An 18,047-nucleotide genomic window follows, 5' to 3' on the forward strand; every position below is an offset into this window, starting at 1 on the left:
TTTCTTGTACCCTAAATTAGAATATGTTTTGGATATATAACAATTTAATAATCAGAATATTTCATTATTTAGGAGGTGAATGCATGTTTAGAGAGAGGAATTTTTATTGCACTGTAGAATAAAATTAGGAAGCTCTCTTAAATTGAATATAATTCCATGTTTGTCATTTTAACTTTAGACCTTTGGAAAAGGGGCTGAAGATTATTTAGATAGTTAGCGGTCAAATAGAACATCATAATATTTCAATATTCTTCCATTAAAGTTGAGCAAACCCATTTTTGAACTGGCACATAATTTTCCCGTGAAAATGCTACAAAGAGCCATACAAGATTGTTGCATTTTTTTTGATGAACATTTACTTTTCATTCCTAGTAAAAACCTAATAGATCATTATCGCCACTGTAGAATGTATTTAATTTTATACAAAGGATTCTAGTCCTATATAAAAATGGTAATGGCTAAAACCGAGAAATACTCTTAAGAAATTTTAACTAATTTCTACATTTTTTTACCTACCTGATTATTACTACTGTAAAATAAAATAATAAGACATTCGATACGAATAAAGCAAAAATTTAACATTTTTTCTACAGGACAATGACAAAAAATTGGGGGTTCATTTACATGTCTATAGAACAAACGAGATATTCTCGACTGGCCAATATAACGAAAATGATAAACATGAAGCTAGATTTACGTGAAGTATTGGAGCAGGTAACAATCGCAATATCTGAAGAAATCGTCAACTGTGATTCAGTGGGAATTTATTTACCACAAGAAGATGGAACATTCAGAGGATATGTAGGAAAACCAGAAGTGATTAACGGCTGGACATTGAATATGCATGTCATTGAGACTGAAATAGATTTACTTGCGAAGGAAGTGATTGAAACAAAGAAAACAATCTATATTCCTGATACTTCAAGAGACAATCGCCCTGACCCTAGAGCCGTTGAAGGATTTCATATTAAATCTTTATTAGTACTTCCTATTTCGTTTGAACAAGAGTTATTTGGACTTGTTTTTTTATTTGATTATGGAATTCCAATGAACTTAACAGAGGAAGAAATTCAAACGGTTGAGGCCTATGTAAATATGGCTGCGGTGGCCATTCAAAACGCAAACAACTTAACTTATAAAGAGCATCTTATAAATGAAAAGCAGTTACTGCTCGATGTTACACGCGACTTATCCATGTGCTCTTCGCTACAGGAAAGCCTTGATAAATGCTTTTTCTACTTAGAAAAGGTTTTAGATAATAAAAATATAGGTGTTCATTTATTAGATCCTTTAGCAGAAAAAAGTATTAAACCGGCTAAGTTGAGTAAGGATAGCGATTGGACCGAAGAAAATTGGCTTAAAACGCATAACAAAATAAAAATTGATGAGAGCAATGATCCTGTCATGCAAGAGGTTTTTAAAACAAAAAAAGCGATTCTTATTCCAAATGTATTTGAGGATGACAGGCCAAATCATGAAGTTTGTCGTAATTTCGGTATAAATGGTTTAGTTATGTTTCCTTTGATTTCAATGGGTGAAATTTTAGGACAAATTTCGATTGTGAATCTTGAAAATAAACCTTTTTTCTATTCTGAGACTCAATTACAGTTAGCTCAATCCATTGTTGATACTACTGCATCTGCCTTATCCAACCAGTTATATATGGAAAAACAAGAGATTATTATTGAGGAGAGAACATCAGAAGTAAGAGACAAAAATAAAGAGCTTGAACGAGTAGTCGCGGAGTTACAACAGCTTAGCCGTGAAAAAGAGTTAATTCTCAACTCGGCAGGTGAAGGGATTTTTGGATTGGATCTTGACCGTAACATTACATTTTGCAATCCAGCAGGTGCGCTCATGCTGGGGTATGAAACAGATAGAGAATTGATTGGACAATCAGTTGAAATTATTATGAGTGGTTGTGAAGCAGAGGACAACATGACTGTTTCACCCTTTTTAAATGCAAATTTTAACAGCTATGAAGTATTTTTCAGAAAAGATCATTCCAACTTCCCTGTTGAATACGTCACTTCTTTAATAAAAGAAGGGGATAAAGTCGTAGGCGAAGTTATTACATTTAAAGATATAACGCAAAGAAAGCAATTAGAAGAGAAAATTAAATACCACGCCTACTTCGATAGTTTAACGGATTTGCCCAATAGAGTTCTTTTAATAGACAGACTAACGCAAGGACTAAAGTATGCGAAAGTAAATGGTGAAAAATTAGCTGTGCTTTACTTGGATTTAGATCGTTTCAAGTTAGTAAATGATTCGCTAGGTCATAGTTATGGTGATTTATTGCTTCAAAGTGTTGCCAAACGTTTAAGTGCTTGCGTCCCAGAAGATGCAACTGTATCAAGGCAAGGTGGAGACGAGTTTACAATCTATTTACCTAATATTAAGTGTGAGAATGACATTTTAAAAGTTATTAATTGTATCAATGCTTCTTTCTCGCAACCTTTTAATTTAATAGACAATGAAATATATATTAAAACAAGTATTGGTATCAGTTTATTTCCTGAAAACGGTGATACTACAGAAACGTTAATCAAAAATGCCGACACTGCCATGTATAAATCAAAGGAGACGCCCGGCACTAGCTACCATTTCTTTAGTGAAGGAATGGATACAAGAACTTTTGAGAGTATCAAACTTGAAAATGATTTATATAAGGCTTTAGAGCGAGATGAATTGATTATCTTCTATCAGCCACAAATCAATTATAAAACAAATAAAATTAAAGGTGTGGAAGCTTTATTAAGGTGGAATCATCGAGAACATGGCATGATAACGCCCGATAGGTTTATTCCACTTGCTGAAGAAACAGGGTTAATCGTTCCAATCGGTGAGTGGGTTCTTAAGGAAGCATGCAAGCAATTAAAAGAGTGGCATAATCAAGGATATCCTTTAATTAGTATGTCTGTGAATTTATCTGTCCATCAGTTCGAACAGAATAATTTATTTTCTATTATTGAAAATGTCTTATATGAAACAGATTTGTCTCCTGAATATTTACAGCTAGAGCTCACAGAAAATCTAATTGTAAAAAATACAGAGGTAACATTAAAGACAATGACACAATTGAATGGTCTTGGGGTCAATTTAGCTATTGATGATTTCGGTACCGGTTATTCATCTTTAGGCTATTTGAAAAATTTACCGATTTCCACATTAAAAATTGATAAATCCTTTGTACAAGAAATGTTAACGGATGATGCAGCAGCTATTACTAATACAATCATTACCCTAGCTCAAAATTTGAAACTGGAGGTTATTGCTGAAGGGGTCGAAACAAAGGAGCAAGCAGACTATTTATTGGAACAAAATTGTCATTTAATGCAAGGATATTTTTTCAGTAAGCCTATGAAAGCTGGGGAAATTATGAAAAAATATTTCTGTTAGCCTATTAAATAAATATGCAAAGGAGAAATGATGATGAAAGCAGCTCGCACAGTCTTAGAGTATTTAAAAAATAGTGGTGTGCAATATATTTTTGGTATTCCAGCAGGCTCCGTCAATGCATTTTTTGATGAACTCAATGATATGAGTGAATTAACACCTATTGTCACAAAACATGAGGGAGCAGCATCCTATATGGCTGCGGCTTACGCAAAATACACCAACCATCTAAGTGTTTGTATTGGTTGTAGTGGACCTGGTGGAACAAACCTAATAACAGGTGCCGCAAATGCTATGCGGGAGCATTTACCGGTTTTATTTTTAACCGGTGCTGTTCCTGTTAACACGATCGGTTTAAATGCCTCTCAAGAGTTAGATGCTGAACCTATCTTCCGACCAGTTACCAAATATAGCGTAACGGTGAAAGAATCGAAGGATTTACTAACAGAAATAGTAAAAGCATCAGAAATTGCTCTATCTGGCGTGCCAGGTCCTGTACATATCGCTATACCAATAGATGTTCAACATGAAACCGTTCCAAACGTAGAAATACCAGCTCCACCAAAGGGAACAGCTATTGTTCCTGAATTAGATACCATTAAAAGTGTAGCTGAAGAGCTATTAGCAAGAAGAAGTGGCTATATTTTGGTAGGACAAGGGGTAAGAAACTCTGTTGAACAACTATTAGAGTTAGCAGAAATTTTAAATTGGCCAATTATCACAACACCACAAGCTAAAGGGTATATTCCAGAGGATCATCCTCTCCTAGTTGGTGTGTTCGGTTTTGCTGGCCACGAGGCTGCCTCGCAATTAATAGCTGATGGCGATGGACAAGTTTTATTCATTGTCGGTTCAAGTTTAGGTGAGACAGCTACGAATAACTACAACTTAAATCTTACGAAAAATCGTTTTTCAATACAGCTGGACTTTGATCAATCCGTGTTCAACCGTAAATATGAAATCGATCTACCCGTTCTAGGTGACATCCATAGTAGTTTATTATTGCTTATTGAAGAACTAAGAGCTAAAGGTCTAGCAAGAACTTCGTTTGAGGTTACACAAAATAAAGGGATTTATGAAGCAAACACAGGGGAATATAACACGAAAAATGTATTGTTAACTATTCAAAAATATTTACCTGCCTCTACAAGATATGCTATTGATATTGGTGAATTTATGTCCTATGTCATTCATCATATGAAAGTAGTAGATTATGATACATTTAATATAAATGTCCATTTTGGAGCTATGGGAAGTGGAATTGGATCTGCCATTGGTTCAAAGTTAGCTGAACCTGAACGTCCTGTTGCATGTATTACAGGAGATGGTTGCTTTTTCATGCATGGGATGGAGATTTTAACAGCAAAAGAATATAATCTACCCATTTTATTTATTGTCATGAATAATGCTCGTTTAGGGATGGTATACCATGGACATGCTTTACAGTTTAAGCGTACGCATCCATCCTTTGAACAACATCCAATTAATATTAGTGCTATGGCTTCAGCGATGGATATACCAAGCTTCCAAGTAACAGAGTTGCAAGAACTTAACCAAGATATGCTTCATAACTTGATGAATTTAAATGGTCCGGCTGTATTGGAAGTAGTGTTAACCGACAATAATACACCTCCTATGGGAGATCGAGTTAAATTTTTATCCTCTTTTGGAAAGTAAATTTTATCACTAATAATGAAAAGTCATATAGATAGGATGAATAACCCCTCTATATGACCTTTTTAATTTATAAATGTGCAAATGATTGTTGAATAACCCCGAGTATCGCACCTATTGTTTTTCCTTTAAAAGCATCTGAAACAGCTTCACCCGTCGGATTTGAGTAATAATAGCTATCCTTTGTATCATCGAAGTAATATCCGATACTTGCTAGCTCCTGCTGTAAATTAGTTGGTAATTGTTTAAGCCCAGTTTGTTCTAAGAAATAATTTGTAGGATAGACCTTCACGTCTATATCTCCTGCTCCTGTATGTACGACAAATAAATCCTTTTCATGTTGAACAATCCATTGACCCTTTGAATATAAAGCTAGCCTTGCTCCCTCTAGTGAGGAAATGGCATCCAAATTAACACCAAACATTTCATTTAGAATACTTCGAGCCTTTGCCCCTGTTATAGTTCCCTCATATTGTTGTAGAAAGGAATCTATGGCCTCTCTTCCTGATAATGAAGACATTCCTTCCATCTCTTTTTTAACAATAGGAGCCTCATCCAAGTTAATTTTATAAATTAAATCTACAGTATGCCAAATCTCCATGCTACTAATCTTTTCTTCATACGTCTCTAAATGCTGATCCATCATTTCTGCCTTCTTCATCTTTCGGCCCTCCCATAAAGCTATTTTATCGCCTCTCATATTGTAATAACCTAAAAATCCACATTTCTAATGTTTTAAATTACGCATGACCTTAATAAACTATAATTTCCTTGTTTAGAGCAGATTGATTTTGTACCGGATTTCCTAAAATATAAAGCTTTTTCAAATTCGGTAGATTCACTAAAGGCTCTATATTTGAAATAGCGTTGTTTTCCAAGTGAAGCACCTCAATTTGTTGCCAATTCTCCAAAAAACTTAACGATTGTAATGAACTATCTTGTAAAGTAAATGAACGTAGAGCTGAAAAACCAGCAAAGAAAGGCATCACCTTATCAACCTCATGCACCCAATCACCATTCCCTACTCGCATCGATACATCATTTAAAGTTAAATGCAACAGCACATTGTTCGTTAAAGGATGTTCATTAATAAATTGAAAATTACATTTAGAACATTTTAATGTTTTTACATGTTTTAGATTGAATAGCTCCCTCGTTCCCTCTTCAAAAACTGTCTCGTCAAAATGTAGTGTTTGCAAATTGGGTAGGTCATTTAAAGAACTAATCTCTGTAAAAATTCCATACTCCTTCGCTGTGAGTTGTTCGAGCTTTGGGTATTTCCGTAATTGTGCACCATTTAATGTCGAATCCGCTCCACTTATGTCCACAATCAAATCTTTTAAACTAGGTGCCTCTAGCTTCGGTATAAAAGAGCCTGTTATTTCCGCCTTTTTCAAATGGGGCGCTACTATCGGTGAAATGTCGCCATAGTAACCTGTTAGCGTTAACTCTGTGAGTGACGTTAGGCTGTTCACAATATCAAGTAATTCCAATTGACCTGGAGAAGATAAGCGTAGCTTTGTTAAAGACGACTTATTTCTTAATTTTTCTAAATTAGCAATGTTCATATTTTCAAGATCAAGTGATTGGAGATTAGGCATGTTTTGTATGAAATCAAGAGCTTTTAAATTTCTTACCGAAGTAAGCTTCAATTCCTGTAATTGATTCAATGAATAAAAAGAGCTAAAATCTGTCGCATCACTATTATCGATTGTTAATGATTCTAAATTTGTTAAAGTAGATAGCCATTTAAAATCATTGGTAAATTTTAAAGACAGTGATTTTAGCGGCAATTTATTTAGAAGCTGAAAATCTGTGACCTCTTCCGTCAAATAAGATATTTCTAGTGATTGGAGATTGGGAAACTCTACTAATAAAGCAAGCTCATTATTACTTCGAATTTGGATAGAGAGTTCTGAAACCGTAGATTTATCGCTAAAGTATTCCGCAATTTTACTAAAAGATTCATTAAAGCTCCCTGTATAGCTTTTCAAGTTTTTCAAATGTCGAAAGCTTACTTTTTCACTTTGCGATATTTCATAATCATTCATCAGCTTCAATACAGTCAATCCAGTAAATGCTTCGAAGTCCTTTTGTTCAATTTTTTGTGTGTTTAATAACTTATCCTTCATAGTATAGGTCACAATTTCTGCTTCCTTATTTGTAAACGTATCATCCAGACTGTAATCAAAATGCCATTGATCCTCAGAAAAATAGGCAGCCAAATAACGGATGCTTGCAATCTCTTCTTCACTTGGCATTACATCTCCCTTTTCAAAAACGTCTTTTAAAAAGAGTAGTAAAACCTCGCTTTCTGGTATTGTTCGTACAGCTATCCCTCCATAATTTCCTTCTTCTTTTTGATGGTTGCTTAACAGCAAATATCCAAAAAATACACATAGAAAGACAATCGGAATAAGAAGTAGTACTTTTAAATTCGATTTTGGACGTGTCGCTGTTTGAGGAGCAGTTGTACCATAATAATTATTAATCGTTTGATCTACATAGTAGACTTTATTTTCTTTTAACATTATTTCAGTATCACAAAATGGACATTTGAATGAATGCCCCTCTTTAAATTCAATGTTTCCATTACAATTAGGACATTTCAATGTAACAAATTCCACTGGCAATTCCCCTCCCTGTCTATTTCCAATTAAGCTTAGTGGTCTGAAAAATAAATGTCAATATTTCTAAGAAATACTAATGGTATCCCTCCTTTAGATTAACAATAAAAATGCTGTGAAGACCTATAATCATTCCCCATTAATGTAAAGAGGAACAACTTCGAACTTTCTTATAGGTGCCTAAGCCAATTAGTTGTGAAGAAATAAACGAAATATGTTATCTTTTTGCAAGGTAGTATTTTGGAAAGAGAGGATATTCATCAATGAATCAAAATAATTTCTGGCTTGATTTACCACGACCATTTTTCATTTTAGCACCTATGGAGGATGTGACAGATGTTGTATTTCGTCATGTCATTAGTGAGGCAGGTCGTCCCGACGTATTTTTCACGGAATTCACCAATACGACAAGCTATTGTCATCCAGACGGTATGGATAGCGTGCGTAACCGCTTAGCTTTCACAGAAGATGAACAGCCGATTGTTGCCCATATTTGGGGAGACAACCCTGAACATTTCCGTCAAATGAGTATCGGCATGAAAGAGCTGGGCTTTAAAGGGATCGATATTAATATGGGTTGCCCAGTCGATAATGTAGCTGAACGTGGTAAAGGAGCCGGCTTAATTCTTCATCCTGAACTAGCATCAGAGATTATCCAAGCCGCTAAAACTGGTGGCTTACCTGTAAGCGTAAAAACAAGACTTGGCTTTACAGATGTAGCTGAGTGGCGTGAGTGGCTCACTCATATTTTAAAACAAAACATCGCTAACCTTTCTATTCATCTACGTACAAGAGAAGAAATGAGTAAGGTCCCCGCACATTGGGAATTGATTGCAGATATAAAAAAACTACGGGATGAAATAGCTCCTGATACATTGCTAACGATCAACGGAGATATTCCTGACCGAGTAACAGGTTTAAAATTAGCTGAGCAATACAGTATTGATGGAGTAATGATTGGGAGAGGCGTGTTTTCAAACCCATATGCCTTTGAGCAAGAGCCGAAGGAGCATAGTGCAGAGGAATACCTGAGCTTGCTATCCCTTCACCTTCAGCTTCATGATCAGTATTCTAAGGAATTTGAAACTCGTTCATTTAAAGCATTACAACGATTCTTTAAAATATATGTGCGTGGCTTCAAGGGAGCTAATCAATTACGAATTCAATTAATAAATGCCCATTCAACCGATGAAGTACGTGAACTACTTGCAGCGTTTACTGGAAACCAATTAACAAAGTAAGCTTTCATAATAAAGGAGACTGGCTATTGCAAGCCAATCTCCTTTTTGGTTGCATTGTCATACATTTCGATGCATTCTAGAAGACTACAAATGCTCTTCTAAACTTTCTTTACAGATCATCTCTTTATTGTCAGTATGAATGCTTTTCATTCCCTCAAAAAATGAATACTCGCTCCTTAAATAATTCTCTAACTCTCCTTTATCTTGTGGAAGCTGAGTTAAGTAATATCTTGAGCTATCAATTCTTTTTTGAATTTCTTGTTGATTTTGGGTCGTCATTCCGTGACCGGGTATATGGGTTGTTATGGCATGATTATGTAAAATTTTTTCAGCCTTATTCATCGTATTCACATAATCCTTATAGCTGCTAAAGATGAACGGAAATTCAACATCGGACAAGTAATCGCCCGAAAGGAATAAACCGTATGGCTCTATCACTGTAAATAAACCATCATCTGTATGGCCAGGGGCTTGATAAAAGGTCATCGTAATCGAATCTAACTCTACTGTATATCCATCCTCTGAAACGACAATATCAACTGTAGGATATACAGGGGAATAACTCCTATGTAAATAATATTTCTGATCAAATTGATGAACTTTTTGAATGCTTTCTGCTTTATTCGAATTGTCATCAAATCGTTTAGAGGCAATTACCTTGGCCTCTGGAAACGCTCCTGAACCAATTATATGGTCAAAATCACTATGGGTATAAATAATATAAAGTTGTTTGTCACCCTGAATGTTATTTATAAAATCTTGAATTTCTTGAATTTCGCTAGGCAACCAATTAGGATCTGTCATAATGATTGCTTCATTCGTTTGAATGATTGCCGAGGTAGTCATATATAATGCACTTTGAAAAACTGTAATAGTATGGTTTTGGAATTGAATCATCAGGAATCTTCCCTTTCCTTTTTTAAAGGTTGTTAGTACGGCAGAATTTGAACAAGCTTTCTTCATGTTAAATTTCGACCAAACTTAGTAAATTCCTCCTTTAATAAAAATGTAAGGAAGCAGGATTAATGTTTAACTATAGTTGGTGTAGCTATTAAAATTAGTAGCCTTATCGAAAGTGGAAATCCAATAATTCCATGCAATCTAGAAAGATTTTTCTTGTAAAAATATTTTATGATATGATGTTTAGGTTGTTTATCTACTCTGTGACACATTTATATTCATCTAAGAAAGAGGTATTTATGCACCACACTCAATTATCCAAGCGACATTGGTTACTTATTTTCACACTTACTTCATTAACATTCGTGTTGGGGACAAGTGAGTTTGTCATAGTCGGAATCTTAACTGATATTTCTTCAAGTCTACAAATGACAAATGCAAAAGCAGGCACACTCGTTTCTGCATTTGCCATTACATTTGCCGTTGCTACACCACTCGTGATGTCCGCAACAAGTCACTTTCCAAAGCGTAAATGGATGTTGTTTTTAATAGCAGCTTTCATCGTCTTTAATGCTTTGTGTATCATTTCTACGAACTACATTATGCTGCTGCTACTTCGTATTATGACAGCGGTTGTAACAGGCGTTTTAATTTCTCTAGCCATGATTGTGGCAAGCGAAACCATGCCGAGTAACAAACGTGGACTTGCCATTTCATTCGTTTTCGGCGGTTTCACACTGGCAAATGTCGTGGGAGTACCAATTGGTATTGTAATTTCCAACTCGTATGGATGGAATGCCACTTTCATGTTAACCACTTTACTAGGAGGGGTTGCTTTTTTGGCATCCTTCTTCGTCTTGCCAAAAGGGCTCAGACAAGTACGTAGCTCCATACGGGATCAGTTTTCTCTCATAATCAAGCCACGTATTTTAATGGCCTTTTTCATTCCTGCTCTAGGATTTGGTGCAACTTACGCGGTCTTTACGTACCTTGTTCCTATTTTGAACGCAATGGGAGCTCCAAATAATTCTATTAGTCTTATCCTTTTTGGATATGGGTTTATTTCGATATTCAGCAATATTCTCGCTGGTAAAATTGCCAATCACAATGCTATCGGTCGCCTTCGTTTTGTTTTTCTCGTGCAGGCAATTGTGCTAATTTGTTTATTTTGGACCACCAATCATTTTATTTTAGGACTAGTCAACATCGGATTAATGTCGTTAATGGCAATCCTGTTAACAACATCTACTCAGCTATATTTAATTGATCTTGCTGAAATTTTCCAACCAAGCGCTAAAGGATTGGCCGCTTCTCTTATGCCAGTTGCGAGTAACGTAGGTATTGCCTTTGGATCTGCATTAGGCGGAATTGTTTATCATCAAGGGAATTTAATGAATGTAACATGGGTAGGTGGGCTCGTTGCAATCTGTGCAAGCCTATTAACATTTTTTAGTCATCACTTAGACCAAAAACAATCTGCATAAAAAATCAAATGACATTTACTGATGAAGTAGTTTACCACATACTTTTAGCTGGCGATTTGTAAAAAAATCACCAGTTATTTTTATTTTTAAGCTATAAAATAATCCGCCCAATCACTCCTCCTATTGGCCTCCCTCTTTTTCTATAAGCTACTACAGCCATCTATACCTACTTTATCTGTTTGGATAGGATTAATTAAGGAAATTCCGATAGGTATTTCTCATTCGAAAGTTCCCCTTTTTTATTCCATTACTAGGAAGATAGATTTAATCTATATTTCATAAAATGATACTAATTATCAATATTTCAGAATATTTAAATATTCCGATTCTCGAATTAGTTCAATTGTGATAAATTGGAAATATCACACTAAACTGAAAAGTGTGATAATTAAAGGTAGGGGAGGAAATGAGATTTGAAAAATTTTAAGTTTATGAAGTTTTTAAGTAGTATTCTAGTTTTCGTTATGGTGCTCTCTTTATTGGTTCCATTGTCGAGTGCTAGTGCTGAAGAATCGAAACCATTCAAGCAGGATAGTCAAAGTGAAAGTATTATCCAACTAAAGGCGGCTATTGCTGAACAGCTAAGCTTGTCTAAAGATGGTCCAACTCTCCACGAAAGCTTGCAAAATGTATCAGGCAATCAACAGGTTGCAGTCATTGTTCATTTATCTGAAAAGCCTGTTGCACTAGAGCAAGGTATAAGCGAAATCAAAGGCCAAAAATTCTCTAATGCCCAAGCAAAAGTAGTTCGCTCCAATGTAAAAGTACAGCAAGCACAAGTTAAAAAAGAGTTAGCTACTAAAAAGGTTCAAATGACTCAAGGATATACATTTGATACTGTTTTAAACGGTTTTGCGGCAACTGTGAAAGCAAACGATCTCCCGAAACTGCTTACAGTAGAAGGAATTACATTAATAGAACCTGATGTCATTGTTCACGCATCAGAAGATGATTCGACGAAATCATCAGAACTTATAAAGGAAGATCAATTAGAAGCTCAAATGAATACAAGTAATTCTTTTCTTGGCATCGAAGAGCTTTGGAAGGAAGGGCTTGAAGGACAAGGAATAAAAGTAGCTGTATTAGATACGGGTATTGATACAGATCACCCTGAATTCGCTGGAATTTATAAAGGCGGAAAGAACTTTATTCCAAACTCTTCGACTTACACGAAGCCTCGGGCTGATAATGATGCCTCGGAAACATCGCCTTCAGAGCGTCCAGCTGGGACACCTGAATTTAATGAAAAAGGAAGCGCGTTCTATACATCTCACGGTACACATGTTGCTGGAACAATTGCGGCAATCGGCGCTAACGAATACGGCATTAAAGGGATCGCTCCAAAAGTAGACCTTTATGCTTACCGTGTTCTTGGGGCATATGGAAGTGGTGCTACCTCAGGTATTGTTAAAGCAATTGAAACAGCTGTCATTGAAAAAATGGACATTATCAACCTTTCACTTGGCGGGGGAGCTAACACTGAAACAGATGCTGGTTCATTTGCTATAAATAATGCGATGATAGCTGGAACAATCGGAGTAGTTGCAACAGGGAACTCTGGTCCGAATCGCGGAACAATGGGGACGCCTGCAACCGCTCGTCTAGGAATTGCTGTTGGTAACACAACAAATCCTGAAATCATGTACAACGGGGAAGTGAAAGTGACAATTGGCAACTACAATTTAACTAAACAGCTTCCATTAATGGGAACTACTTTCGGAAAAAATGTAGCTACACAGCTTCAAGGAGAATTTGATGTAGTTGCTGTTCCAGGAAATGGAGAAGTAAAAGACTTTGAAGGAATTGATGTAGACGGTAAAGTGGCATTGATTTCTCGTGGCAGTATCGCCTTCGTTGATAAAATTGCGAATGCAAAGGCAAATGGAGCTGTCGCAACCATTATTCATAACTTTGCAGGTGGATCAAATGCACCGGACATTTCAGGCACATTCCTTGGTGATGCATTCGAATATCTACCAACATTTGATATGTCTCAAACGGATGGCAATGCCATGCGCGCTGCATTAGCAGGCGGAAAAGGCAAAATAAGCTTCAGTAAATTTGCTTCCACAAAGACACTGGGGGATGATGTAAACTCTTCAAGTTCACGTGGACCATCTACTCCAAACTTTGATATTAAACCAGATGTAAGTGCACCTGGAACAAATATTATGTCAACAATTCCAATGTATAAAAAAGATTTCCCTGATGCGGATTATGCAGAAGCTTATGGCCGTAAAACAGGAACTTCTATGGCAACACCGCATATTGCAGGTATTGTGGCATTAGTTAAACAAGCCAATCCTAATTGGAATGCGTTTGATGTAAAAGTGGCGCTTTCTAATACGGCCAAGGTTTTAGATAAAACAACATACGATGTGTTTTCTCAAGGTGCGGGGCGTGTAAATCCGTACGCTGCAGCGCACCCAGAAATTCTTGCTTATGCACTTGATACCGCAATTTTAGATGGAACGGGTGCCATTACTGAAAACTTGAAAGGTACAGTTACTTTCGGTCCACAATCACTGAAGGACCAGGATATTTCTGTAACGAAACAAGTTCTAGTAAAAGACATGAAAGGAAACGGTGGTAATTATAGCGTTTCAGTTGATGTGACCAAAACATTTGGTGATGCAACGGTTACAGTCGATCAGCCGACATTTAATTTAAACGGTGAGCAAGTGTTAAATATTACATTAACTGCTTCACAGGCTACAGCACCAAACGGCTCTGAAATACTAGGCTATATTTATATCAATGGAGGAGATACAGAAATTTCATTACCATTCGCAGCTGACCTTGGCGGCGAGGCAGTAACGGAAATTAAAGATTACAAGATTACAGAAACAGACCTATCCTTTAACGGAGATGGCGTGAAAGATTCAGCAGTCCTTTCATTCACATTAACTGGAGATGTAACAACTAACTATATCGAGCTGTGGGATATTATGAATCCTGAAGGTGGCGAATACGGAGACGGCTACATTGGTTATCTCCATGCAGGTACAGCGCTAGGTAAAGGCTCTTACACACTGAATATTGGTGGGCAGTACAAACCATGGGGAACAGAACCTGCCACAACGATTCCAGATGGTCTCTATACAATTGACTTTACAGGTCTTGCAGCATCAGGTGCAATTTCCGACTATGTTGGACCAATTATTGTGAAAACGACTAAACCAGAAATTTCGGGTTCAGTAGCTGATGGCATCGCTACAGGACAAGTAACAGATAAATATATCGACTACAATGAAGAATTAGCTTTATATGATTTACATTACAATTTAAATGATAAATTAAAAGCTTCCTATATTTCGACGGTAAATGGCCAAGTAAAAGCACCTGTTGCTTTTGAATTAAATCAAGATGGTAGCTTCACATTCCCAGTAACAGCGGAAACTAATGCTGTATCTGTAGTCATTACGGATGCTGCCGGGAATGTTGGGGAAGCAAAAATATATGAAAAAGAAATAGTTGAACCAGTAGTAACACTTTCTGTAAATCCAACTGAGCTAGACCTTACAGCTGGGGAAACTGCACAGCTTAAGGTAACGGAAACATCAACACCTGCAGAAGGTGATGCAACAGAGGAAGACGTAACATCAAAAGCTACGTATGCTGTTGGAGATGAAAATGTTGCAACAGTAGTAAATGGATTAGTCACTGCAGTAGGTGAAGGTACGACTACCATTACTAGTTCATACGGTAAAAATACTGTTTCGGTAAATGTTACAGTTAAAGCACCTGTTGTAGAACCAAAAGTAACACTAGAAATTGACCAAGCACAGGTTGAAACAAGAATCGGTAAAGAAGTTACCGTGAAGATTACTGAAGTAACTACTGTTAATGGTCAAACAACAGAAAAAGATGTTACTAAGCTTGCAACCTATGAAGTAGCAAATACTAAAATAGCTACTGTCAATGCAGGCGTTGTAAAAGGAAAAGGTCAAGGTACTACGACGATTACGGTAACGTATGGTAACCACACACTAACATTTGATGTGTTAGTTGAAAAGCCAGGTAATGACAATGGCAGTGGTAACGGCAATGGCAATGGCAATGGCAATGGCAATGGCAATGGCAATGGCAATGGCAATGGTAATGGTAACGGCAATGGTAATGGTAATGGCAACGGTAATGGTAACGGTAATGGCAACGGTAACGGTAATGGCAACGGTAACGGTAACGGTAACGGCAATGGTAATGGTAATGGCAATGGCAATGGCAATGGCAATGGCAATGGTAATGGTAACGGCAATGGTAATGGTAACGGCAATGGTAATGGTAACGGCAATGGTAATGGTAATGGTAATGGTAATAAAAATAATACTGAAGTTATCATGCTTAAGGCATAATTTACCTCAATTCAAGCAAAAAGAGAAATTGCTCTGTGCAATTTCTCTTTTTGGCTGTTGTTATAAGGTCATTGATATTCTCGCCATTTTTGATAAAAAATCTGTACCTCTTTATCTATCATAAATAACATCATTTACATATGATGAGGATCTTCGTAACGCTGCCAAGTGTGGCTTTTATTTATGAACATTACTCAATAATACCTAATAACATCACTGATGCTAAAATTTATATTAAAGGTACGGCACATAAAGAAAAATTTTTACTTTTATTAAGCTTCTAATGATTTATAAATCTTTTTGACTCTTTTTAATTGTGGTGCTGTTAGGTATCTTTCTCTTTTTCGTAACACTTTCAATAATTCATTTTTATTTTCATCTGTTACGGCTAACAGCGTACTTTCCGAGTGCTGAGGAATTTCCTTTGGTCTGCAATTCTCAAGGTGATGAAGTAATATTGGAAAAATCACATCATTGTTTTCTTTACTGACAGCTGCTAGCTTCGCAAGAGTGAGGACACCTTTATCAATTGTAATAACTGAACCCACTTTCATCGCACTTTTTAATATAGCTAGATGAGCCATAATGGTTTCTGATGCTACCTCGGCAATCGTTGCCAATGCCATCATCCCGCCCCAGACCAAACGATTATTAGGGCTTTTTAGCAACTCTATAAAAGTCAGGACATACTTACTGATTAGTTCTGGTTTAACTTGCCCAATTTCGTACGCTACTTTCATACAATCGTATTGAATTTTTTTATCTTGGCACGTTAAATTTTCAATTATTTCTTCTATACCCGCATCATTTTCTTCATGAATCAATTTATGTGCCAGCTCTATATTTGGCTCTTCATCGTTTCGACCTAGTTGAGAAGCTAACAGATCCACAACTGACATGATTATCCCCCACTTACGAAATTTATTTAATGTAGAAACATTATCACATTTAGCTCTTAACAAATCAGCTATCTTCATTACGGAAATCGTCTCATTTAATAGTAGAAATATTATTGCAATATAAATGCCATGGACGAAATCAAATTAACATCTCCTTGTTCTTTTTCTCAAAAAAATCTATGTTACGATGATTCTACATTAACAACTAAGAACGCACACGGAGGATTAATACATGCTTAAAAAAATAATTTCAATTGTACCAGTTGCAATGCTTTCGGCAACTTTAGGTGCTAATGCTCAAGCTGCAACAATTAACGTACAAAAAGGTGATACTCTTTGGGATTTATCTCGTACACACCATACTTCTGTAGAAAATATTAAAACATTGAATCATATGACTACTAACCTTATTCACCCTGGTGATGTCCTTACCATTGCACAACAATATACCGTTAAGCAAGGAGATACACTATGGGACATAGCCCTAGATCATCAAGTCTCTGTTTCACAAATTAAAGAATGGAACCAATTACAGACGGACCTTATTCATCCCGGTTTACATCTATCCATTATCGATGGTACGAAAACGAGTAAGGCTGTAACTGACAAACCAATAAAGCCTGCAGCTAATGCAGCAAAGGAAACAACAACTTCAATAACAAATAATACAACTGCAGTAGAAAGTAAACCTGAAGAAACTGTTTCATCAACAAGTAATACAGCTCCAAAGGATAGTGCACCTGAAGCGACCGCTCCATCAACAAGTACTACTGCTTCAAAGGATAGTGCACCTGAAGCAAATGCTTCATCAACAAGTACTACCGCTTCAAAGGAGAATGCACCTGAAGCCAATAAAACTGCCTCAAAGGAAATTATAGTGGAAGCTTCAGCCTATACGGCTTCATGTGAGGGATGTTCCGGTATTTCCGCTACTGGAATGAACCTTAAAGCCAACCCAAATGCGAAGGTCATCTCAGTTGACCCAGCTGTAATTCCATTGGGTAGTAAAGTTTATGTGGAAGGCTATGGTGAAGCAATTGCAGGGGATACCGGTGGTGCCATTAAAGGAAAACGAATTGATGTTTTTTTCCCTTCTCAACAAGATGCCATTAATTTTGGAGTAAAACAATTAAAGGTCACAATATTAGACTAACTTAACCATCCTAATAAACGACGGTGTAATTAATATGGCTACCGGGTCACAAGTCACAGTGAATGTTAAATTGTCAGAAGATGAGAAAGATGGGTATAAGTTATCCATTAACTTACAGATTAATCGTAAAAATATGGAATTAACTAATTGAAACATTAAACCACTAGAGAAATGGACCCTGAAGTATTGTTCTACAGGGTCTATATTTCGTTCATTTTATACATTACATCAAATAAAAAATGTTTAATACATTTCCCTTAAAACATAAGCCTCTCTATAAAAACTTAATACATATGACTTTTAACTATTTAATAG

10 protein-coding genes are annotated in these 18,047 nt (G+C 36.3%); 6 read left to right on the forward strand and 4 right to left on the reverse strand.

What is annotated here, in order from left to right:
* The first annotated feature begins 624 nt into the window (after positions 1-624).
* Positions 625-3,402 (forward strand): EAL domain-containing protein, encoded by a 2,778-nt coding sequence (locus MKY80_RS22970; protein ID WP_342531366.1) that lies wholly within the window; start codon positions 625-627, stop codon positions 3,400-3,402.
* A 33-nt stretch (positions 3,403-3,435) separates the two neighbouring features.
* The gene (locus MKY80_RS22975; protein WP_342533097.1) at positions 3,436-5,076 is read left to right on the forward strand and encodes a thiamine pyrophosphate-binding protein; all 1,641 of its coding nucleotides are present in this window, start codon (positions 3,436-3,438) and stop codon (positions 5,074-5,076) included.
* A 67-nt stretch (positions 5,077-5,143) separates the two neighbouring features.
* Here the strand turns inward: MKY80_RS22975 and MKY80_RS22980 are convergent, their stop codons facing one another.
* Positions 5,144-5,734: a hypothetical protein gene (locus MKY80_RS22980; protein ID WP_342531368.1), complete on the reverse strand. Its 591-nt coding sequence runs from the start codon at positions 5,732-5,734 to the stop codon at positions 5,144-5,146.
* A gap of 91 nt (positions 5,735-5,825) precedes the next feature.
* A complete protein-coding gene (locus tag MKY80_RS22985) occupies positions 5,826-7,700 on the reverse strand; it encodes a leucine-rich repeat domain-containing protein (protein WP_342531370.1) in 1,875 nt (624 codons plus the stop codon).
* Between the two features lie 263 nt (positions 7,701-7,963).
* Between MKY80_RS22985 and MKY80_RS22990 the strand changes: the two genes are divergently transcribed.
* Positions 7,964-8,941: a tRNA-dihydrouridine synthase gene (locus tag MKY80_RS22990; RefSeq protein ID WP_342531372.1), complete on the forward strand. Its 978-nt coding sequence runs from the start codon at positions 7,964-7,966 to the stop codon at positions 8,939-8,941.
* A gap of 84 nt (positions 8,942-9,025) precedes the next feature.
* Here MKY80_RS22990 and MKY80_RS22995 read toward each other — a convergent pair whose 3' ends face one another.
* Positions 9,026-9,838 (reverse strand): MBL fold metallo-hydrolase, encoded by an 813-nt coding sequence (locus tag MKY80_RS22995; RefSeq protein WP_090002678.1) that lies wholly within the window; start codon positions 9,836-9,838, stop codon positions 9,026-9,028.
* Between the two features lie 302 nt (positions 9,839-10,140).
* Between MKY80_RS22995 and MKY80_RS23000 the strand changes: the two genes are divergently transcribed.
* Both MKY80_RS23000 and MKY80_RS23005 read left to right on the forward strand, forming a co-directional pair.
* A complete protein-coding gene (locus tag MKY80_RS23000) occupies positions 10,141-11,325 on the forward strand; it encodes an MFS transporter (RefSeq protein ID WP_342533100.1) in 1,185 nt (394 codons plus the stop codon).
* 413 nt (positions 11,326-11,738) lie between these two features.
* Positions 11,739-15,680, forward strand: coding sequence for a S8 family serine peptidase (locus MKY80_RS23005; RefSeq protein WP_342531374.1), 3,942 nt, complete (start codon positions 11,739-11,741; stop codon positions 15,678-15,680).
* Positions 15,681-15,952: 272 nt separating this feature from the next.
* On the opposite strand, the gene MKY80_RS23010 is transcribed toward MKY80_RS23005, so the two are convergent.
* Positions 15,953-16,657, reverse strand: a complete 705-nt coding sequence (locus MKY80_RS23010; RefSeq protein ID WP_342531376.1) for a hypothetical protein — start codon at positions 16,655-16,657, stop codon at positions 15,953-15,955.
* A 154-nt stretch (positions 16,658-16,811) separates the two neighbouring features.
* Between MKY80_RS23010 and MKY80_RS23015 the strand changes: the two genes are divergently transcribed.
* Entirely contained in the window at positions 16,812-17,732 is a 921-nt protein-coding gene (locus tag MKY80_RS23015) for a 3D domain-containing protein (RefSeq protein WP_107922858.1), read from the forward strand.
* Positions 17,733-18,047: the final 315 nt, after the last annotated feature.

Origin of the sequence: Lysinibacillus sp. FSL R5-0849, from assembly GCF_038595075.1 — a bacterium.
Classification (GTDB): domain Bacteria; phylum Bacillota; class Bacilli; order Bacillales_A; family Planococcaceae; genus Lysinibacillus; species Lysinibacillus fusiformis.

Bases quoted from the DNA above. Each gene is read 5' to 3' on its own strand.
- MKY80_RS22970 (WP_342531366.1), top strand. From the start codon at position 625: ATGTCTATAGAACAAACGAGATATTCTCGACTGGCCAATATAACGAAA.
- MKY80_RS22975 (WP_342533097.1), top strand. From the start codon at position 3,436: ATGAAAGCAGCTCGCACAGTCTTAGAGTATTTAAAAAATAGTGGTGTG.
- MKY80_RS22980 (WP_342531368.1), bottom strand. From the start codon at position 5,734: ATGAAGAAGGCAGAAATGATGGATCAGCATTTAGAGACGTATGAAGAA.
- MKY80_RS22990 (WP_342531372.1), top strand. From the start codon at position 7,964: ATGAATCAAAATAATTTCTGGCTTGATTTACCACGACCATTTTTCATT.
- MKY80_RS22995 (WP_090002678.1), bottom strand. From the start codon at position 9,838: ATGATTCAATTCCAAAACCATACTATTACAGTTTTTCAAAGTGCATTA.
- MKY80_RS23000 (WP_342533100.1), top strand. From the start codon at position 10,141: ATGCACCACACTCAATTATCCAAGCGACATTGGTTACTTATTTTCACA.
- MKY80_RS23010 (WP_342531376.1), bottom strand. From the start codon at position 16,657: ATGAAGATAGCTGATTTGTTAAGAGCTAAATGTGATAATGTTTCTACA.
- MKY80_RS23015 (WP_107922858.1), top strand. From the start codon at position 16,812: ATGCTTAAAAAAATAATTTCAATTGTACCAGTTGCAATGCTTTCGGCA.